Raw genomic sequence first — 20,021 nt, 5'->3', positions numbered from 1 at the left:
GCGCGGGACGGGATCGCGCGTAAGGCGCCGGACTTCGGGAAGGGGCCTTTCCACCACCGAGATGACCATGGAGGGGGCCATGACCGACTACCTGCCCGAACGCGATCCGGAAGACAACATCGACGACATGGGCGACGACGAGCAGGCCGACGACGTCGCGCTGGCCGAGGAGTACGTGGAGAGCCCGCCGCCCACGATCGCCGACGACGGGAACGAGGGCTCGATCGGCATCACCGAGTACGAGCGCGAGGTGAGCCCGCGCGGCTCGGGGCCGTTCCCGCCGCCCGTGGAGCCCGCGGAGGAGGCGGCCCTGCACGAGGAGGACGACCGGACGACGTGACGGCGATCACTTTCCGGTTCTGATCGCTTCGAGAGGGAATGCCTTTACCGGTACGGGGGTTGCCCTGAGCGAGCGAGCTTGCGAGGTGACCGGGACATGGCTGAGACGATCGTGTCGTCCGAACACGGCCCCGCCCAGCGCAAGCGCCGCCGGGGGCTGCTGATCCAGCTCGCGATGCTCGCGCTCGCCGCCGGCTTCCTCGTCGCGCTGCGCGACAGCCTGCCCGACCTCGGCGCCATGTGGACCGCGGCCCGCAAGGCCGAGCCCGCCTGGCTGGTGCTGGTCGTGCTCGCCGAGGCCGGTTCCATGGGCGCGTTCGCGAGGTTGCAGCGCCGCCTGCTGAGGATCGGCGGGGTCCGCATGACGTTGCGCCGCGCGTTCGCCGTGACGTACGCGGGCAACGCCCTGTCGACCACACTTCCGGCCGGGCCCGCGGTGAGCGTCGTCTACACGTTCCGCCAGTTCCGGCGCACCGGCGCCTCGCCGCAGCTCTCGACGGCGGTGATCCTGGTCGGGGGCATCATCACCACTGGCGCGTACACCGTCATCGGCCTGCTCGCCCTGCTCGCCGCTCCCGGCGCTCGCGGCCCGGCGCTGATCGCCCTGTCCGTGCCGGCCGCCCTCGCCCTCGTGCTCACGGCGGCCCTCCGCCGTCCCGCGCTGCGCGCCCGCCTCGCCGGGCCGCTCGGCCGGGCCGGCGGCGCGATCCTGGCGCACCGCCGGATCGCCCCGTACGCCGACAAGCTGCGGGAAGGCCGGGACGCGCTGCGCCCGTCCCGCCGCGACTGGGCGGCTCTGATCATGCTGGCGACGCTCAACTGGGCGTTCGACATCCTGGCCCTGATCGCGGCGGCCCGCGCGGTGGGCATCGACGTCGCCCCGCACTGGGTGACGCTGGCCTACTTCGCCGCGCAGGCGGCGGGCAGCCTGCTGCCGCTGCTCCCGGGCGGCATCGGCGCGATCGAGAGCAGCATGGCCGCCTCCCTGGTCGCCTTCGGCGCGACCCTTGCCCCGGCGGGCGCCGCGGTCGGCCTCTACCGGCTCGTCTCGTACTGGGCCGTGGTGGCGGTCGGCTGGCTGGCCTGGGCGGCCCTCCAGGAGGGCCCGCGGCTGTCCGAGCGGTCGCGGCGGCGGCTCGCCGCGACCGGACGCGCCGCGCTGGCGGGCCTCACGTCCGTCGCGTTCACCACGCCTTACACCGTGTCGCCCGCTCCCGGGCCACAGCCGCGCAACACCTGACACCCCTCCTTCAGGCCGGTCGGTGACTTGTTGCGGTGGTCCCCTGCTGCTAATCTCCCAAGCGAGCGCTTGGTCACAGAATCAGGGGCCCGGCGGCAGGTAAGAGCACGGCAGCGGAGCATCACCACTAACCGGAGGCGCGATGACGTCCCTACGGGTCAGCCTTGGCTACGAACTCGAGGTGCGCGGGCGGTCCCGCGACGTGGAGCGGCGGGCTTTCGAGAACGTCATGGACCAGGTCGTCCTGGCCGACGAGCTCGGCTTCGACACCGCGTGGTTCGTGGAACACCACTTCACCCGGGGCTTCTCGCACTCCTCCGCACCCGACCTGGTGCTGGCGGGCATCTCGCAGCGCACCGAGCGGATCCACCTGGGGCTCGGCGTGGTGCTGCTGCCGTTCCAGTCCCCGATCCGGACCGCCGAACGGGTCGCCACGCTGGACGTGATCAGCGGCGGCCGGGTCGAGTTCGGCACCGGGCGCGGCGCGTCCCCCCTGGAGTACCAGGCCTTCCAGAAGCCCTTCGAGCAGTCGCGCCGGTTGTGGGAGGAGTCGCTGGAGGCGGTGCTGGCGATCTGGACCGCCGACGGCGAGCCGATCACCCGGTCCAGCGACCATTTCGAGATCCCCAACGTCGCGGTCTACCCGCGTCCGGTCCAGGAGCCGCATCCGCCGGTCTGGGTCGCCTCCACCTCGGTCGAGGGTTATCTGGCGGCGGCCAAGCAGGGCTACAACCTGCTCGGCATGACGATGCTCAAGGGGCTCGACGACGTCGCCGAGGACATCGCCAAGTACAAGCAGTGCCTCGCCGACAACGGCTTCGACCCCGAGTCGCGGCGGATCGCCCTGATGATCCCCTGGTACGTGGCGCCGACGCAGCAGGAGGCCGTGGACATCGCCGCCGACCCGGTGCTCTGGTACCTGCGCCGCCAGATCAACCTGGTCGCGCCGCCGGACTACACCGACGCCCGGCACGCCACCCACCGCGTCCTCGGGCAGCAGGCCGTCGGCATGCCGCCGGAGGAGGCCATGCAGATCCTGCGCGACCAGCACATGGTCGTGATCGACGACGTCGAGGGCTCCCGCAAGGCCGTGGAGCGCATCCAGGCCGCGGGCGCGACCGACCTCATCCTCCAGGCCCAGGTCGGCGGGCTCGCCCACGAGCACGTCTGCGGCTCGATGAAGCTCTTCATGCAGGAGGTCATGAAGTGACCTCCTGGATCACTCGGGAGACCTTCCCCGCAGGGCGTACAGCCGCGGGCCTCCTGCACGTCTCGCCCGAGGGCGACCTGGTCGCCCCGCTCGCCGCCGCCGACCGCGCGGCCGCGCTGGAACTGGCCGCCGCGACCCTGCGCGCGGCGGGGATCGGCGAGTCCGACCGCGTCGTCGTCGCGCTCAACAACGACGGCGAGCCCGCCGGATCGCTGATCGCGGCGGCGGCCGCCGAGGTCGCCCAGGCCGCGGCGTCGGTCGGCGCACGCGGGCGGATGCGCCTGCACACCGCGCTGGAGAAGGTGCGCGCCACCACGCTGATCATCACCCCGACCGGGGCGATGGACTTCCTGGCCCGGCTGCACCTGGAGTTCCTGCTCGACCCGCTCGACCTGGAGCTGCGGCACATCCTGCTCGTCGGCGAGATTCCCTCCCCCAACACCGCCGCCCAGCTGGCCTCCGAGTTCGAGGCGTCGGTCCGGGAGCTCTACGCCGACCCGTTCCTCGGCGTCCCGATCGCGCAGCGCGCCGCCTCCGACGCCGCGTACACCGCGGTCCGCGAGGGGCTCCTCGGGCTCGCGCCGCTGGACAAGGACGCCGTGCTGGACGCCCCGTACGCCGAAGGGCCGGCCGAGCTGGTCGTCACGCCGGTCTGGCACTCCACCCTCGGCGACGCCACCCTGCGCACCGGCCAGGCCGTCCGGCTCGCGGGCGGCGAGGAGGGCGTGCCCGCACCGGCCTGCACCGTCGGCGAGCACGTTCTGGTCCGGGGCCGCTGGCTGTCGATCCCCAAGGTGGGGGCGGCGCTCACCCGCATCGACGGCGTCACCCACTGGGACCTGCGGCTCACCCGCGAGGGCACGCTGGACGCCGCCGCGCTGCACATCACGTTCGGCCGGGACTCCCTGGTCAAGAACCCGATGTGGAAGTCGCGGATCGTCCAGGCCCTCTACGCGCTCACGCCGATCTCCATCGAGGTCGTCATCGAGCCCGAGGTGTCCGAGGAACGGCGGCCCGGCACCGTCACCGACGAGCGCGGCCACCATCTCGGCCGCGACCGCGCACACCTGTCCTAGACCCGGAGGACGTTGATGGATCTGCAGCCGGTGCCCGGCTGGGGGACGATCCCGCGGATGCTGCGGGATCAGGCGGCGAACCACGGGGACGCCGAGGTCGTCGTCGCGGGCGACACCCGGCTCACGCTGGCCGGGCTCGCGCACGCGGCGAGCGAGGTCGCGCGCGGCCTGATGGCGCTCGGCGTCGCCCCGGGCGACCGGGTCGCGGTCTGGGCGCCCAACACGCCCGAATGGGTGGTGTCCGCGTACGGAATCTGGGACGCGGGCGCGATCATCACGCCGCTGTCCACACGGTTCAAGGGCATCGAGGCGGCCGACCTGCTCCGCAAGGTCGGCGCCACGGTGCTGCTGGTCGCCGAGGGCTTCATGGACACCTCCTACCTCGGCATGCTCGCGGACACCTGCGGCTCCCCCGCAGGCGACCGTCCGTTCGGTGGGCTTCCCGACCTCAAGCATGTCGTCGTGCTGGGGAACGGGTCGTCCGCCGGGCGGGCGGCCGTTCACTCCTGGCAGGAGTTCCTCGACGGCGGCTCGGCGGTCTCACCCGAGGACGCCGAGGAACGGGCGCTCTCGGTCGGCCCGGACGACCTCGCCGAGATCATGGCGACGTCGGGCACCACCGGGACGCCCAAGGGGGTGATGCTCCACCACGTCCAGCTGCTGCGCGGCTACTGGGACTGGGCGGAGCTCGTCACCCTGCGGGAGGGCGACCACTATCCGATCATCGCGCCGTTCTCGCACGGCTTCGGGATCAACGCCGGGCTGCTGGCGTGCGTGCTGCGCCGCGCCACGATGATGCCGATCGCGCTGTTCCAGCCGGGCGAGCTGATGGACCTCATCGAACGCAACCGGATCAGCGTCCTGGCCGGGGCGCCGCCGATGTTCTTCAAGATCCTGGACGAGCTGGACGGCCGGGACGTGTCGTCGCTGCGGGTGCTCATCTGCGGCGCGGCGGCGGTCCCGCCCGAGCTGATCCGGCGCCTGGTCGACCGGGTCGGCATCGAGCGCATGATCAACGCGTACGGCCTCATGGAGGGCACCGTCGTGTCGATGACCCGGCCGGAGGATCCGGTCGAGGTGATCGCCGGGTCGACGGGCCGCGCCGTGCCCGGCGTGAGCGTGCGGATCGTGGACGACGAGGGCAAGGACCTTCCGGTCGGCGAGGCGGGCGAGATCCTCGTCGGCGGGTACGGCGTCATGCGCGGCTACTGGCAGGACCCCGAGCGGACGGCCGAGGCGGTCGACGCCGAGGGCTGGCTGCACACCGGCGACATCGGCACGCTGGACGACACGGGCAACGTCGCCATCGTGGACCGCAAGAAGGAGATGTTCATCGTCTCCGGCTTCAACGCCTACCCGGCCGAGATCGAGGGGCTCCTGCTGCGCTGCCCCGGCGTCGCGCAGGCCGCCGTGATCGGCGTGCCGGACGAACGGCTGGGCGAGGTGGGCTGGGCGTACGTCGTCGCTCAGCCCGGCACGGGCCTCTCCGCCGACGATGTCATCGCCTGGGCCAAGGACAACATGTCCAACTACAAGGTGCCCCGGAAGGTGATCCTCGTCGACGCCCTGCCGGTGAACGTGAACGGCAAGATCGACAAGCTCGCCCTGCACGCGAAGGCCGCCGAACGGTCCTAGCGCGGTCGCCAGTGGACGACGGTCGTCTCGTCGTCCACGTCCACGAAGACGGCCTCGACCGGAAGGCCGGCCCGCAGGACCTCGGCGTCGCCGTCCGCGAGGTTGCCGTACATCAGCAGGTCGTCGCCCTGGCCGAGCCCCGCGTCCAGGCGCACGAGGACGATGGGGAACGGGACCTCGTCGGCCATCGACCGCATGAAGACCTGATGGTTGATGATCCAGCTGTACACGCGGGCCGTTCCCTCGACGGGCTCCCACGCGTACGACCGCGACCGGCAGCGGTTGCAGATCGCGCGCGCGGGAAAGCGGAGCGCCCCGCAGCCTTCGCACCGCTGCACGGTCAGCTCGTGCCGCCGCACGGCCGCCCACCACGGCGCCGAGTCCCGGTCGGCCTCGGGCCGCGGACGCTGGGCGAGGGTCATGTGTCGCTCCTGAGGATCAGCGCCGACGTACCGGCGAGGACGTATCCGGGCTGGGCGGTCGACAGGGCCACCTCGGCGCCCTCCACCTGGCGGTCACCGGCGTCGCCGCGCAGCTGGGAGACTGCCTCGGCGACGTGGTTGATGCCGTGCACATACCCCTCGGACAGAAACCCGCCGTGGGTGTTGACGGGCAGCGAGCCGTCCCGTGCGGTGGCTCCCGACTCCACGAACGGGCCGCCCTCGCCCTTGGCGCAGAAGCCGTAGTCCTCCAGCTGCACGAGGACGGAGTAGGTGAAGCAGTCATAGAGCTCGGCGACGTCGATGTCGGCTGGGCCCACACCGGCCATCGCGTACAGCCTCGGGGCCATCCGGGCGGCCTCGGTGACCGTCAGATCGGTCCCCTTCGGCCCGCTCCCGGCCCCGGAGAAGAAGGAGTCTCCCCCGCCCCATACGGCGCCCGAGATGAGCACGGGCGGCCGCCTGAGGTCGCGGGCGCGCTCGCGCGAGGTGACGACGACGGCGCAGGCGCCGTCGGTCTCCAGGCAGCAGTCGAGCAGCCGCAGCGGCTCGGCGATCCAGCGGGACGCGAGGTAGTCGTCGAGCGTGATCGGGTCGCGTTTCAGGGCCCGCGCGTTCTTCACCGCGTTGGCCCGCTGCTGGACCGCGATCCGGCCGAACTGCTCGTGCGTGGTGCCGTAGGCGTTCATGTGCGCCCGCGCGGCCATCGCGAACTGCTGCGGCGGCGCGAAGTACCCGTACGGCGCCTGGTACTGCACGTCGAAGAGCGGCGCCGGCGCGCGTCCCGTGCCGCCCATGCGGAACTCCGAGCGCGCGTTGATGGCCCGGTAGCAGACCACGGTCTCGGCGGCCCCCGCCGCGACCGCCATCGCCGCCTGCCCGATCACCGAGTGCGAGACGCTGCCGCCGCCGAACTGGTCGAGGTACCAGGACACCTCCGGCACGCCGAGAGCGGGCGCCACCACCCAGGGCGGCGTCGAGTCGCCCACCCGGTGCGTGGCGAGCGCGTCCACGTCGTCCACGGTGAGGCCCGCGTCGTCCAGCGCCGCGAGGATCGCGTCGGCCGCCAGCGTCAGCGTCGAGACGCCGGAGTCCTTGCTGAACGGGGTGTAGCCGACTCCGGCGATCGCCGTCCGGTCGCGAAAGCTCCCCACGCGTCCCTCCTCTAGCCGAGCAAGCGCTTGGCCGTCATGTCGACTCTACTCAACGGCGGCGAGATCGGTCCAGGGACCTAGGCCGGACAGGACTTTGGACCGATATGGGCCTGGATCGGAATCAACCGGCCGACCTGTGCCTTTGAATGGCCGTGGACGACGGAAGGCCCGGTTCGGCTTGACACCCCGAACCGTGCCGCCCTATCGTCCAAGCAAGCGCTTGGCTAAGAGAAGGGTTGGATCACATGGCCGACGGAGCGACCGCAGCCGCCGCGTTCGTGCGTGATTCCGCCCACCGCCCCTCGGGCCAGGGAGTGGAAGGCCGCATGCAGGGATACCCCAACGGCTCCACCGGTGCCCCGGTGACCGACATCGACGGCGCCCGGTTCCGCTCGGTGCTGGGCCGGTTCGCGACCGGCGTGGTCGCCATCACGGCGATCGAACCCGAATCCGGCCGCCCGACCGGGCTGGCCGCGAACTCGTTCACCTCGGTCTCGCTGGACCCGCCGCTGGTGGCCTTCTGCGTGGCGCACACCAGCACGACCTGGCCGCTGCTGCGCGGCGCCGGCCGGCTGTGCATCAACATCCTCAGCGAGCCGCAGATGGAGGTCTGCAAGCAGCTCGCGATCAAGGGCGGCGACAAGTTCGCCAACATCGACTGGACCGAGTCGCCCAACGGCAGCCCGGTCATCGAGGGCGCCCTGGCCTGGATCGAGTGCGCGGTCGAGAGCGAGTACATGGCCGGCGACCACGTCATCGTCGTCGCCCGGGTGCACCACCTCGACAAGCACCACGACGGCGACCCCCTGCTCTTCTACAAAGGCGGATACGGCCGCTTTGTTTAAGGCTTCCACGGCCTCGGGCCCTCGCCTGGCGGCTCGGACCCGAACCGCGAAAGCGGCGAGCGCGACCTCGCTTCGCGATCTTCGCGCGAAGCTTCGCCTGGCGGCTCGCTCCGGCTCAGGTAGCGCACTCGCGGTACAGATGCGGCTGCGCGCAAGGGTCCTTAAACAGGAGACTCCTCTGGGGAACGCAGGCGGGTCAGGACTTCTACGGGGTCTGCTAGGACGTCGGCGAAGGCGAATTCGGCGGCGCCTACCAGGGTCGCGTCGTCGCCCAGGTCGGCTGTGCGCAGCTTCACGTTCTCCCTCGGGGCGCTCAGCGCGTTGGTCGCGAGGGCGCTGCGGACCTGGGCGGCCGAGCCGAGGTAGATGTCGCGCAGGGTGCCGCCGAAGACGACCATGCCCGGGTTGAAGATGTTGACCAGGTTGGCGACGCCCTTGCCCAGCCAGTCGCCCACGCGGTGCAGCGCGTCGCGGGCCTGGACGTCGCCGCGGTCGGCGGCGTCGACCACCGCGCGGATCGCGTCGCGGCCGGGCACGTCGGACGACTCGGCGCGGCCCGCGTGGGCGAGCAGGGTCCGTTCGCCCACCTCGGCCTCCAGGCAGCCGCGCGCGCCGCAGCCGCACAGCCGGCCGCCGGGGTTGACCACCATGTGGCCGATCTCGCCGCCGTAGCCGTCCTGGCCGCCCAGCAGCCGCCCGCCGACGACGATCCCGCCGCCGAAGCCCACGTCGCCGTGCAGGTAGATCAGGTCGTCGCAGCCGATGCCGACGCCGCGCACGTGCTCGGCGAGCGCACCCAGGTTGGCGTCGTTGCAGACGGCGACGGGCAGGCCGAGGCCGAGCCTGCGGGAGAGCGCGTCGCCCAGGGACACGTCGCCCACCTCGAGGTTGGGCGCGAACCTGATGACGTCGTCGGAGCGCCGCACCGTGCCCGGGAAGGCCATCGCCGCGCCGACGCAGACCGCGTCGCGGCCAGCCTTGCGGGTCAGGGCGCGGGCCGCCCCGGCCAGCGCGCCGACCGTCTCGTTGGGGTCGAACTCGCCGCGCGTGCGGGACGCCTCGCGGCGGTCGAGGATCGTGCCGCCGAGGCCGACCCGGGCGACCGCGAGCCGGTCGACCCCGAGGTCGAACGCCAGCACGTACACGCGGGTGCCCTCGGGCCGCACCACGAGGGAGGGCCGGCCGGCCCGGCGGCCAGGACCGCGCGGCAGCTCCTCGCGGACCAGCCCGGCCGCGGTCAGGTCCGCGGTGAGCGCCATGATCGTGCTGCGGTTGAGGCCCATGGCCTCGGCCAGCGTCGCGCGCGAGGACGGCCCGCGCAGGTGCACGAACCGCAGCAGCGTACCGAGATTGTGCCGCCGGATCTCCTCCGGCGACGGGCCCGCCTTCATCATCGCGCCAGCCCCAGCTCACCGCTGCGCCCCGTGGTGATCAGCTCGACCACCTGGGCGTGGGTCACCGAGGCCGTCCGCATCTGGGCGACCATGCGGCCGAGATAGAGCACCGCGATGCGGTCGGAGACGGCGAAGACGTCGTTCATGTTGTGCGAGATCAGCACGACGGCCAGCCCCTTGTCGGCGAGACGCCTGACCAGCTCCAGCACCTGCTGGGTCTGCGCGACGCCGAGAGCCGCCGCGGGCTCGTCCAGCACGATGAGGCGGCTGTCCCACAGCACCGCGCGGGCGATCGCCACCGTCTGCCGCTGGCCGCCCGACAACGACCCGACCGGCGCCCGCACGGACTTGACCGTACGGACCGACAGCCCGGCCAGCGTCGTCGTCGCCAGCTCCTCCATGGCGGCGTCGTCGACCGCGAGGCCGCGCCGCCGTTCCCTGCCGAGGAACATGTTCTGGACGATGCTGAGGTTCTCGCAGAGCGCCAGATCCTGGTGGACGATGTCGATGCCGAGGTCGGCGGCCTCGCGGGGGCTGCTCAGCCGGACGGGCGCGCCCTCGAAGAGGTAGTCGCCCGCGTCCCACGAGTGCACCCCGCCGATGCAGTTGACCAGCGTCGTCTTGCCCGCGCCGTTGTCGCCCACGAGCGCGGTGACCTCACCCGGGTACGCGCTGAACGCCACGTCGTGCAGGACCTTGACGGGACCGAAGCTCTTGTCGATTCCACGCAGGTCCAAGAGAGGTGTCGCTGGCATTCCCGGGGGCTCCCACCGTGACGCGACTCCGGCCGGGGAGAAGCGGTCGTGGTCGCTGAGCGTACCAGCCCTGTTCTCCCTGCCCGGAGTCGCGAACGGCATGTTCAACCCCTTCGTGCCTGGCCGGAGCGGCCCCTGCCGCCTGGCGCGCGTCTCAGCGCCCGGACGCCGAGCGCTGGCGGCGGGCCAGCGCGTCGATGCTCGCCGCGAGCAGCAGCACGCCGCCGGTGATGAGCATGTTGAGGTAGGCCTTGGCGCCGAGCAGGCCGAGGCCGTTGGCGATGATCGACACGACCAGGCCGCCGAGGATGGCGTCGCGCGCCTTGCCCTTGCCGCCGAAGAGGCTCGTCCCGCCGATGACCGCGGCGCCGACCGCGAACAGCAGCTCGTTGCCGCCGCCGGAGGCCGTCGCGACCGAGTTGAGCCGGGACGCCGCCACGATGCCGCTGACCGCCGCCAGGGTGGAGGCGATCATGAAGACGGAGATCCGGAGGCGGGTCACGTTGATGCCCGCGCGGCGCGCGGCCTCGGCGTTGCCGCCCACCGCGTACAGGTGCCGGCCGTACGGCGTCCGGGACAGCACGAAGCTCGCGATGATGAACAGCACGGCGACCAGCAGCACGCCCCACGGCACGCCCGCCACGACGATCAGCGGGCTCGGCGCGCGGTCCCGGCTCAGCAGGAAGGTGCCGAACAGCAGCGCGACGCCGACCACGGCGACCTGCGCGACGACCAGCTGGATCGGCCGGGCGGACAGGTTGCGCTGGCGCTGCCGCCGCCAGCGGCCCAGCTGCACGGCCGCGTAACCGGCGGTGCAGGCCACGGCCAGGAGCCAGCCCGCCCAGAGGGGCATGTTCTTGTTGGCGAGCGCCACCACGACCTCGTCGCGGACCGGAACGGTGCCGCCCTGGCCGATGAGCCGCAGCGTGATGCCCTGCAGGCCGAGGAAGAGCGCCAGCGTGACGACGAACGACGGGATGCGGATCACCGACACGAGCCAGCCGATCGCCCCGCCGATCACCAGGCCGGTGGCCAGCGCGGCCAGGATCGCGACGTACCAGGGCTGCTCGGCGTCGACCATCAGCTTGGCCATGACCGCCGCGCAGACACCACCGGTCACGCCGGCGGACAGGTCGATCTCACCGAGCAGCAGGACGAAGATCAGCCCCATCGCCAGGATGGTCACCGGCAGCGCCTGGGTGAACAGGTTGGCGATGTTCTGCGAGCTGAGGAAGGTCTCCGGGCGGAGGATCCAGAACAGCAGGATGAGCCCGCCCATGCCGAGCAGCGCGGGCAGCGCGCCGAGCTCGCCGCCGCGCAGGCGGGTCAGGTAGTCGCGTACGGCCGACCCCACGTCGTGCGTGCGGGTGTCGGCGGCGAAGTCCGAGTCCGCCAGCTTCACGGCGGCCCCCTTCGTACCGTTGGGAGTTGCGGTGGATCGTGATGATTCCATGGACATGGGGGCCCCGATCAGAGGTTCTCGGCCGCGGTCACGGGCGCCAGTCCGAGCTCACCGGAACGTCCGGCGGTGATCAGCTCGACCACCTGGCCGTGGGTGACGTCGGCGCGCGCCACGTCGGCCGCGACACGGCCGAGGTAGAGCGCGGTGATCCGGTCGGCCACCTCGAAGACGTCGTTCATGTTGTGCGAGATCAGCACCACCGAGTGGCCGGTGTCGGCGAGCCGGCGGACGAGGTCGAGCACCTGGCGGGTCTGCGCGACGCCGAGCGCGGCGGTGGGCTCGTCCAGGATGACCACCTTGGACTCCCACAGCGCGGCCTTGGCGATGGCGACGGTCTGCCGCTGCCCGCCGGACAGGCTGGCGACCTGCTGCCGCACGGACTTGACGGTGCGGACCGACAGGCGGGCGAGCGTCTCGCGGGCCGCCTGCTCCATCGAGTCCTCGTCCAGGACGACGCCCTTGGTGCGCTCGCGGCCGAGGAACATGTTCTGCACGATGTCGAGGTTGTCGGCCAGCGCGAGGTCCTGGTAGACCACCTCGATGCCGAGCGCCGAGGCGTCCCGCGGGCTGCCGATCGCCACCGGGCGGCCCTCGAACTCGATGGTCCCGGAGTCGATCGGGTGGATGCCCGCGACGCACTTGATCAGGGTCGACTTGCCCGCGCCGTTGTCGCCGACCAGGGCGGTCACCTGGCCGGGGCGCAGGGAGAAGTCCACGTCGTGCAGGACGTGGACGGCGCCGAAGCTCTTGTTGAGCCTGGTGATGCGGAGGACGGGGGTGCCGCCGTCCGCCGGGGCGCCGGGGCGGGCGGGGTCGCCACCCGCCGGGGTGCCGCTGTCCGCGGGGATGTCGTCGGCGGGGACGCCGCCGTCGACGGGGCCGTGGTCTGCCACGCGATTCCCTCCTGGGGATTCGCCGGCCCGCGGCCGGGTCAGCCGGGTCGCGTTCGGACGCGCCCGGCGGACCCGCCACGGGTCAGCGAAGGGTCGTCACTGGATGCCGGCGGCCTTGCACTTGGCGGCGTACGCGCCCTTGCAAAGCTCTTCCTTCTTGACGAAGCCGTCCGTGACGACCTGCTTGATGTTCTCCTTGGTGACACCGATGGGGGTCAGCAGCACGGACGGGACGTCGCGCTTGCCGGTGGTGTCCTTGGCGACGCCGTTGGTCTCGCCCTTCTGGCCGTTGAGCAGCGCGATGGCGAGCTTGGCGGCGGCGTCGGTCTCCTGCTTGATCGGCTTGTAGACCGTCATGCACTGGTTGCCGTCGAGGATGTTCTGCAGTCCCTCGACCGTGGCGTCCTGGCCGGTGACCGGCACCTTGCCGGCCTGGCCGTTCTTCTTGAGGATCGAGATGGCGGCGTTGCCCACGCCGTCGTTGGCGGCCAGGACGCCGTCGATCTTGCCGCCCTTGTCGGTCCACATCTGCTCGAAGATGGTCGCGGCCTGCTGGTTGTCCCAGTCCGGCACGGCCTGCTCGGCGACCTTCTTGTAGGTGGTCACCTTGTCGAGCACGGAGTGGGCGCCCTGCGCGAAGAGCGTGGCGTTGTTGTCGGTCGGTGCGCCGTTCAGGTACACGATGTTGGCGGCCTTGGAGCCCAGGCACTTCTGGAGGCCCTTGCCGAGCTCCTCGCCGACCTTCGTGTTGTCGAACGAGACGTAGTAGTCGGCGACGCCGCCCAGGGCGAGCCGGTCGTAGTCGATGGTCTGGACGCCCTGCGCCTTGGCCTTGCGCTGGACGGCGGCGGCCGAGTTGGAGTCCAGGCCGTCGGTGATCAGCACGGTGACGCCGCTGGTCAGCATCTGGTCGGCGATCGTCTGGAAGCGCTGCGTGGAGCCTTCGGCGTTCTGGATGTCGTACTGGACGCCGGCGGCCTTGAAGGACTGCTCCAGGAAGGGCCGGTCGAAGCTCTCGTAGCGGGCGGAGGACTTGGTGTCCGGCAGGATCACGCCGATCTTGCCCTTGGCTCCGGACTTCGCCGAGCCCTTGTCGTCGGAGTCGTCCCCGCAGGCGGTCAGCGTGAGTGCGGCCGCCACGGACACCGCGGTGAGGCAGAGGATCCCCTTGCGCATCTGCAAGGTCCTTTCTCGGTACGGCCACCCGCTGGTGACCGTGGAAGTTGACGGGGTGGGACATTCGGACGCGCGCGCCGCCGGTGAGCAGGTCGGGCACTCAACGGCGAGAATGTTGTGACCCGCAACATATGTCGGCGTCCACCGTGCCGCCAAGCCCTCCTGACGGCTAATTTGTTGTTGGCAGTAACAATCCCGTAACAGGGGCTTCACCTGCGGACGAGTTTTGACCGGAGACATACGCCCAGATGGGGCAGCGCTCGGCGGGACGGCGGGGACGGCACGCCACAGCGGGCACCTGGAGTGACAAATGTTCCTCACGCCAACATTCGGACGTGATCATGCAGCACCGCCGGAGTGCGCCGGCCCACCCGCATGACCACGCCGTCTCAGTCGGCGGACAGCACCCGCGCGATCCGGTCGGCCGCGCCGGGCACCTCGCCTGCGGCCGCGATGCGTTCCGCCCACGACCACCAGTACCACCAGCCGTCCGCCCCCCGCTCCGCGAGGATGTTCTCCGTGAGCACGGAGGCGTCCGGGTTCATCACATGCAAGCTGGGCGCCTGGCCGCGGGGCACGTCGATGCGCACCCGGAATCCGCGTCCGGCCAGTTCCTCGCCCAGCTCTTCCAGATATTCGAGCCGCGTCTTCACCGGCGCGGCGGTTCCCGTATCGTCAGGCGTCATCCTCGACTCCCTGTGGATGCCGCATGGCCCGACGGGAATTCACCCTTCCGCGTCGCCGGCCCATCTGCAAGCACTGCGCGAGGTATGCGTCACGGCGCGTCACGGCACGTCACGGTGACGCGGCCCGGGTCGCGACGACCGGAATACGGCCGCACATCCGGGATATCTTTCGCGTAGCAGCCAGACGGGGGAGGACGGGGTACATGACGGTGAGCGCCGGGTCGAACAACGAGTGGACCCGCCCTGACACGCCGCTGCCGCGGAAGCCGGGCACGCCGCCCGCGCCGGGCGGCGAGCCGGACGCCGGGGCGAACGCCGCGTCCGGTGCCGCGCCCGGTGCCGCGCCGGGTGCGGGGCCTGCCGCTGCTGAGCCCGCCGCGGGGCCGAATCCGACTCCCGCCCTGCCGATGCCGCTGCCCTCCCCCGCCGAAGAGGTGCGCCCGACGATCCCGTCCGGGTCCTCCGGGCAGAACTGGCACCGCTTCCACTACCCCGTCGGCGCCTTCCTCGTCGCGTACGGCATCACAGGTCTGGCGGGCGCCGCGCTGGGCTGGGCCGAACGGCGCGACGAGGTGGCCGGATACCTGGGCGCGGGCGCCGCGACACCGGTGCTGGCCACGGTCAAGGTGATCGAGGCGCTGCTCCTGATCATCGCCGCGGCCGGGCTGCTGCGGCGCCGGGACGTGTGGTTCCTGCCCGCGATCACCGGCTGGATCGTGGGCTTCGGCGTCTTCTGCGTACTGGACGTGGTCAAGGGCAAGTGGACCGGGCTCGTCGAACACGGCGCCTACCTGCTGCTCTTCGCGGTCCTCCTCGTCCTCACGTACGGGCTGAGCGTCAAGGCGCGCGTCGGCGACCGGCCGCAGCCGGCCGACGCGGCGGCGGTCCCGCCGCCGCCCGGCGGCCCGATGGGGAGCGTTCCCGCGCCCCGGGAGGGCGGCCTGACGCGCACCCAGGAGCTCGCGCTCGCCGCGATCAATCGCTGGCAGCGCGGCGCCCAGCCCCAGGCCGCGCCGCCGCCTGCGGCCTCGCCCCCGCCGCCCGGCGCTCCGCAGCCGCCGGCCCCGAACGCCCCGCAGCCTCCGCCGCCGAGCGCCCCGCAATAAGCCCGGCCCGTCCGGTCAGGGCACGACCACGATCTTGGCGTGCTCCTCCGGGCGGCTCAGATCCTCGAACGCGGCGGCCACGCCGTCGAGCCCGACCGTTCCGGTGATGATCGAGCCCGCGTCGATCCGGCCCTCGGCGATGTCGTGCAGCGTCACCCCGTACTCGGCCGGGTAGGCGCCGAAGCTGCCGCGGATGTCGAGCTCCTTGCTGACGGCGACGCCGGGCTCGATGCGGTCGGACTGCATGCAGACGCCGACCACCATGATCGTCGAGCCCGCCGGGGCGCCGTCGATCACCTGCTGGAGGACGCCGGGCACGCCGACGCACTCGAAGATGACGGCGCCGCGGGTGTCGGCGCCGAACAGCTCGGCGGCGATGCGCTCCACCGTGCTGGTGGGCACGCCGAGGTCGGCCCACCGGTCGTACGGCGACGCCGTGGCGGGGTCGATGAGCTCGTCGGCGCCGAGCCCCTCCGCGAGCGCCCGGCGCTTGGCCGAGAAGTCCACGGCCAGTACCGGCCCGTGCCCCCTGGCCTTCAGCTGCGCGACCACGCCGAGACCGATCGGGCCGAGCCCGAGCACCACGGCCACGTCATCGAGCCCGATGCCGCTGCGGTTCACGGCACGCGCCGCCACCGAGAACGGCTCGGTGAGCGCGGCGACCTTGGGGTCCAGCCCGGCCGGCACCGCCATGGTGAGTCCCTCGTTCAGGATCATGTACTCGCCGTAGCCGCCGGGGTACATCGGCGCGTACCCGACGATGCCCGCGCCCTGCGGCCCGATCCCGATCGGCGGCCCGCAGACGATGGTGCCCATGGGCAGCGCGCGCTGCGTGCCAGGCCCGTACCCGACGAGCTCTCCCGCGTACTCGTGGCCGAAGACCAGCCCGTCGCGCGGGTCGTACGGCGTGCCGCCCGAACGCCGCGCGGTCTCCATGAACGCGTCCGGGTCGGCCAGCGCGTGCAGGTCGGAGCCGCAGATGCCGCAGGCCAGCGTGCGCACGAGCAGCTGCCCCTCCTGCGGGACGGGATCGGCGACCTCGGTCACGATCATCGACTTGCCCTTGGTCAGCGCGGCGCGCATGGCGGCCTCCCACCCTTGACGACTCCCCCACGATGCCACCGGTCACTGGCGATCGGACACCGCGGGCAAATCGCGCCAATCGATCTTGGCAGAAGTTGCCATTGGGAACCGAAATACCCGATGTCAGCTTTGGGGCTCATGAGAGCCCCGAAGCTTGCGTGGTCGGCCATTCTGGCCACGTCACTCGCGGTGCCGGCGTCCCTGGCGACGACGGCCACCGCACAGACCTCCCCCACCGCGGCACCCGCCTGCGATCCGACCCAGACCGCCCCGGTCTACCGGGGCAAGGTCCCCTCCCCCAAGCAGGTGCTCGGCATCGACCTCGGCGACCGCCAGGTCACCGCCGCGGAGTCCGACCGGTATCTGGAGACCGTCGCCGCCAAGAGCGAGCGCGTCGTCTCCGGGACGCTCGCCAGGACCGCCCAGGGCCGCCCGCTGAAGTACGCGATCGTGGGCCGGCCCGAACTGCTGACCAAATCCGGCCTCGCCAAGGTACGGCTGGACGCCGCGCTGCTACGCGACCCGCGCACCCCCGGCAAGGTCGCCGAGCACATCGCCGCGAACGGCGTGCCGATCCTGTGGGTGAGCGGCAACGTGCACGGCGACGAGCCGAGCGGCACCGACGCGGCGCTGCGGGTGCTGCGCGACCTCGGCGACCGCTCCGACTGCGCGGCCACGCGCATCCTCGACAAGTCGCTGGTCATCGTGCTGCCGACGCAGAACCCCGACGGCCGCGAGCTGGAGACCCGGCAGAACGCCTACGGCTTCGACATGAACCGCGACTGGTTCGCGCGGACGCAGCCGGAGACCGACGGCAAGCTGACGATGCTCAACAAGTACCCGCCGGTGGTCTACATCGACGTGCACGAGATGGGCGGGACGTCGTACTTCTTCCCGCCCAACGCCGACCCGATCTACCACGAGACGCCCGAAGAGGCGATCGGCTGGATCAACGACATCTACGGCGCCTCGATGGCGAAGGAGTTCACCCGGCAGGGCATCGACTTCTTCAACCGCGACACCTACGACCTCTTCTACCAGGGGTACGGCGACACGGTCCCGACGACCGCGTTCCACGCCGCGGGCATGACGTACGAGAAGGGCGGCGACAGCCCGTACCCCGAGCGCGTGAAGGAGCAGTACCTCACGCAGTGGGTCACGCTGTCGGCGGGCGTCGCCAACCGCCAGAAGATCCTCAACCAGTGGCACAAGATGGCGGTGGACGCCTACCAGCAGGGCGTGGCGGGCAAGCTGGAGCCCAACAAGGTCTACAACCCGCCGAACACGATCGACCGCCCGGTGCCCGACCGTAAGGTGCGGCACTGGTTCCTGCGGGCCGACGACCCGAACAAGCGCGCCGAGGTGCGGACCGTCGTGCGCCGCCTGCAGCGCATGGGCGTCAAGGTCCAGCGCCTCACCCGGCCGCTGAGCGTGCCCGACTACAAGGCGTACGGACGTCCCGAGGCGAAGGCCACGCTGCCCGCCGGCACCTACTGGATCTCGATGGCCCAGAGCCAGAAGCACTGGGTCCAGGCGATGCTGAACGAGGACTCCTACACCCCGTTCCCCTACTTCTACGACGTGACGGCGTGGAGCATGCCGCTGCTCGGCAACGTGTCCGGCGGCTCGTCGGGCGCCGCGCTGCGTCCGAAGGCGTCGGCCGTGAAGGAGCTGCCCGCCGCGAGCACGCCGCGTCCCGGCAAGGCTCCGAAGACCGCGATCCTGCAGCTGTCGGCGACCTCGTCGGCGGCACGCCAGTCGGCCGGCTGGCTGCGCCACCGGCTCGACCGCGAGTGGAAGATCAAGCACACGGTGCTCACCCCGGCCGACGTGGCCGCGGGCAGGCTCGCGGGCGTCAAGGTGCTGCTGGTGCCGAACGGCCCGGCGGCCGCCGGATACACGGCCCTCGGCGACGCGGGACGCGCGGCGCTGCAGCGGTGGACCGCCGACGGCGGCCGGTTCGTCGGCTGGCAGGGCGGCACGCAGCTCGCCGCCCGGCTCGGCCTGACCACCACCACGGTGACCGACCCGACCTCGGACGTGCCCGGCTCGCTGTTCCGCGTCAAGGTGAACGGGCGCAGCCCGCTCGGCAGGGGCGTCGGCGCCACGGCCTGGCAGTTCTACTCCTACGACGTCGTGATGAAGCAGTCCGACCCGGCGAAGGTCGCGGTGTCCTACCCGGCCGTGAACTCGCCCGACTGGTTCGTCTCCGGCTTCGAGAAGGGCTCGGCCGAGCTCGGCGGCACGGCCGCCGCCGTCGACGAGAAGGTGGGCAAGGGCAGGTCGGTGCTGTTCGGCGGCGAGCCCAACTTCCGGGCGTTCTCCGACGGCACGGCCAAGCTGCTGCGCAACGCCATCCTCGGCGGCGACCCGGCGGCCGTCCGGACGCTGGCCGCGCCGGCTCCGTGGTCGCCCCCGGCCCGGCAGGCCGCCGGTCTGATCCAGGCCGAGTCGCCGATCCGCGTCTCGGTGAAGGCGGCCGACGCCGCGAAGGCCGCGGCGGCGCTCCGCTCGTTCGGCGCGACCTGGTCCGAGCGCCGCGCGGGCGGCGTCGTCCACTACGTGGTCGACAACCCGCGGGGCTTCGACCTCGGCCACCACCCGTGGGCGCGCCGGCTCCCGGCCGCGATCCGCGGCGCGGGCATCACGCCCGTCGCGGTCGTCCTCCCGTAGTCACGCACCACCGGCTACCGGCCGCCATCGCCTGGAACGTCAGCGCACGAGCAGTCAGCGCACGATCCAGGCGATGGCGGTCATCGTCCCGGGTGGTACCTCGGTGAAACCGCCGTCCCGGACCGCGACCGCGGCGTGCTGGACGCAGTCGTGCCAGGGGACGTCACGGGTCAGGTGGAACCGCAGGCCCCCCGGCAACCAGGCCTCGATGCCGGGCTGTGCCGCCTGGCGCAGGAGAAGCTGGGCCGCGTGGCCACACTGGGCGGCGGCCTTCCCGGTCGTGATCGTGATGTCCGGGTTGAGGGCGAGGGCGGCGTAGGGCGGCTCCGGCGGGGGCTTGGGGTCCTCGTCCGGAGTCAGGTCGAGGCCGGCGACCTGCAGTTTGGCGATCTGTGGCGGCACCTCCGCCACCGGAGCCGGGACGAACGCGCGGACCTCGGCGCCGTTGACGTCGACGGTGACGCCGGGAAGGGCCTGGACCTCGGGCCAGCGCACTCCGCGTGCCCGCCGCGCGACCTTGCGGATCCGGCGGGCCTCCCACTCGCGGACTGCCTCGTGCCACTCGCCCTCCGGATCCGCCGCGCGCGGGTCGGTGAGCAGCTCCACGACCGCGGTGGCGGCGGCCTCGCACACGGCCTCGTGCGAGGGCGGATCGGCCTTCTCGGCCCGCACCACCAGCTGCATCGCCCAGGGCGGGTCGTCTCTCGGGTCATAGTCAGGTCGCACGCCAGGAGTATTCCATCCGGATATTCCGTTCCAATCCGTCGCCCCGGCCGTGACTTTCCGAACCCGGAACTGGGTACGGCAACTCGTGCCGTCCTCCGGACGTTCTGCCCTCATAAGGGGCGCGGCCC

18 protein-coding genes are annotated in these 20,021 nt (G+C 72.0%); 8 read left to right on the top strand and 10 right to left on the bottom strand.

From position 1 onward, the window contains the following. Positions 1–79: 79 nt before the first annotated feature. The 5 genes from ACGFNU_RS10225 to ACGFNU_RS10205 all read left to right on the top strand — a co-directional run bounded on the left by ACGFNU_RS10225 (position 80) and on the right by ACGFNU_RS10205 (position 5,500). Positions 80–340, top strand: a complete 261-nt coding sequence (locus ACGFNU_RS10225; RefSeq protein WP_392592029.1) for a hypothetical protein — start codon at positions 80–82, stop codon at positions 338–340. Between the two features lie 96 nt (positions 341–436). Then, entirely contained in the window at positions 437–1,579 is a 1,143-nt protein-coding gene (locus ACGFNU_RS10220) for a YbhN family protein (RefSeq protein ID WP_392592027.1), read from the top strand. 142 nt (positions 1,580–1,721) lie between these two features. Next, entirely contained in the window at positions 1,722–2,789 is a 1,068-nt protein-coding gene (locus tag ACGFNU_RS10215) for an LLM class flavin-dependent oxidoreductase (protein ID WP_392592026.1), read from the top strand. Then, positions 2,786–3,865, top strand: a complete 1,080-nt coding sequence (locus ACGFNU_RS10210) for a hypothetical protein (protein WP_392592024.1) — start codon at positions 2,786–2,788, stop codon at positions 3,863–3,865. The genes ACGFNU_RS10215 and ACGFNU_RS10210 overlap by 4 nt, the downstream gene beginning before the upstream one ends. Positions 3,866–3,880: 15 nt before the next feature. Continuing rightward, complete coding sequence (locus ACGFNU_RS10205; protein ID WP_392592023.1) at positions 3,881–5,500, top strand: AMP-binding protein; 1,620 nt, start codon at positions 3,881–3,883, stop codon at positions 5,498–5,500. Here the strand turns inward: ACGFNU_RS10205 and ACGFNU_RS10200 are convergent. Together ACGFNU_RS10200 and ACGFNU_RS10195 are read right to left on the bottom strand one after the other, a co-directional pair. Further along, positions 5,497–5,922: a Zn-ribbon domain-containing OB-fold protein gene (locus ACGFNU_RS10200; protein WP_392592021.1), complete on the bottom strand. Its 426-nt coding sequence runs from the start codon at positions 5,920–5,922 to the stop codon at positions 5,497–5,499. The genes ACGFNU_RS10205 and ACGFNU_RS10200 overlap by 4 nt on opposite strands. Next, positions 5,919–7,094: an acetyl-CoA acetyltransferase gene (locus ACGFNU_RS10195; protein WP_392592019.1), complete on the bottom strand. Its 1,176-nt coding sequence runs from the start codon at positions 7,092–7,094 to the stop codon at positions 5,919–5,921. Before ACGFNU_RS10195 ends, ACGFNU_RS10200 begins: the two co-directional genes overlap by 4 nt. A gap of 326 nt (positions 7,095–7,420) precedes the next feature. Here ACGFNU_RS10195 and ACGFNU_RS10190 point away from each other — a divergent pair, with 326 nt between their 5' ends. Beyond that, the gene (locus ACGFNU_RS10190) at positions 7,421–7,939 is read left to right on the top strand and encodes a flavin reductase family protein (RefSeq protein ID WP_392593486.1); all 519 of its coding nucleotides are present in this window, start codon (positions 7,421–7,423) and stop codon (positions 7,937–7,939) included. Between the two features lie 161 nt (positions 7,940–8,100). Here the strand turns inward: ACGFNU_RS10190 and ACGFNU_RS10185 are convergent, their stop codons facing one another. The 6 genes from ACGFNU_RS10185 to ACGFNU_RS10160 form a co-directional block, all read right to left on the bottom strand. Continuing rightward, positions 8,101–9,330, bottom strand: a complete 1,230-nt coding sequence (locus ACGFNU_RS10185) for an ROK family protein (protein ID WP_392593484.1) — start codon at positions 9,328–9,330, stop codon at positions 8,101–8,103. After that, positions 9,330–10,088 carry an ATP-binding cassette domain-containing protein gene (locus ACGFNU_RS10180; RefSeq protein WP_392592017.1) on the bottom strand — a complete coding sequence of 253 codons (759 nt, stop codon included), beginning with the start codon at positions 10,086–10,088 and terminating at the stop codon, positions 9,330–9,332. The genes ACGFNU_RS10185 and ACGFNU_RS10180 overlap by 1 nt, the downstream gene beginning before the upstream one ends. A gap of 154 nt (positions 10,089–10,242) precedes the next feature. Continuing rightward, positions 10,243–11,490, bottom strand: a complete 1,248-nt coding sequence (locus ACGFNU_RS10175; RefSeq protein ID WP_392592015.1) for a sugar ABC transporter permease — start codon at positions 11,488–11,490, stop codon at positions 10,243–10,245. A 68-nt stretch (positions 11,491–11,558) separates the two neighbouring features. Continuing rightward, on the bottom strand, positions 11,559–12,314 hold the full coding sequence (locus ACGFNU_RS10170) for an ATP-binding cassette domain-containing protein (RefSeq protein ID WP_392593482.1): 756 nt from the start codon (positions 12,312–12,314) through the stop codon (positions 11,559–11,561). Between the two features lie 225 nt (positions 12,315–12,539). Next, on the bottom strand, positions 12,540–13,619 hold the full coding sequence (locus ACGFNU_RS10165; protein ID WP_392592013.1) for a substrate-binding domain-containing protein: 1,080 nt from the start codon (positions 13,617–13,619) through the stop codon (positions 12,540–12,542). A gap of 389 nt (positions 13,620–14,008) precedes the next feature. Then, positions 14,009–14,305, bottom strand: a complete 297-nt coding sequence (locus ACGFNU_RS10160; protein ID WP_392592011.1) for a hypothetical protein — start codon at positions 14,303–14,305, stop codon at positions 14,009–14,011. A 203-nt stretch (positions 14,306–14,508) separates the two neighbouring features. Here ACGFNU_RS10160 and ACGFNU_RS10155 point away from each other — a divergent pair, with 203 nt between their 5' ends. After that, positions 14,509–15,411 (top strand): hypothetical protein, encoded by a 903-nt coding sequence (locus ACGFNU_RS10155; protein ID WP_392592009.1) that lies wholly within the window; start codon positions 14,509–14,511, stop codon positions 15,409–15,411. A 15-nt stretch (positions 15,412–15,426) separates the two neighbouring features. On the opposite strand, the gene ACGFNU_RS10150 is transcribed toward ACGFNU_RS10155, so the two are convergent. Beyond that, positions 15,427–16,494, bottom strand: a complete 1,068-nt coding sequence (locus ACGFNU_RS10150; protein WP_392592007.1) for a zinc-binding dehydrogenase — start codon at positions 16,492–16,494, stop codon at positions 15,427–15,429. A 138-nt stretch (positions 16,495–16,632) separates the two neighbouring features. Here ACGFNU_RS10150 and ACGFNU_RS10145 point away from each other — a divergent pair, with 138 nt between their 5' ends. Further along, on the top strand, positions 16,633–19,167 hold the full coding sequence (locus tag ACGFNU_RS10145) for a M14 family zinc carboxypeptidase (protein ID WP_392592005.1): 2,535 nt from the start codon (positions 16,633–16,635) through the stop codon (positions 19,165–19,167). Positions 19,168–19,221: 54 nt separating this feature from the next. Here ACGFNU_RS10145 and ACGFNU_RS10140 read toward each other — a convergent pair whose 3' ends face one another. Further along, positions 19,222–19,893: a hypothetical protein gene (locus tag ACGFNU_RS10140; protein WP_392592003.1), complete on the bottom strand. Its 672-nt coding sequence runs from the start codon at positions 19,891–19,893 to the stop codon at positions 19,222–19,224. Between the last annotated feature and the right edge of the window lie 128 nt (positions 19,894–20,021).

Origin of the sequence: Spirillospora sp. NPDC048911 (assembly GCF_043198015.1) — a bacterium.
Taxonomy (GTDB): Bacteria; Actinomycetota; Actinomycetes; order Streptosporangiales; family Streptosporangiaceae; genus Spirillospora.
The sequence above is the reverse complement of the archived record's forward strand: the minus strand, read 5'-3'. Positions and strand labels throughout refer to the sequence as shown.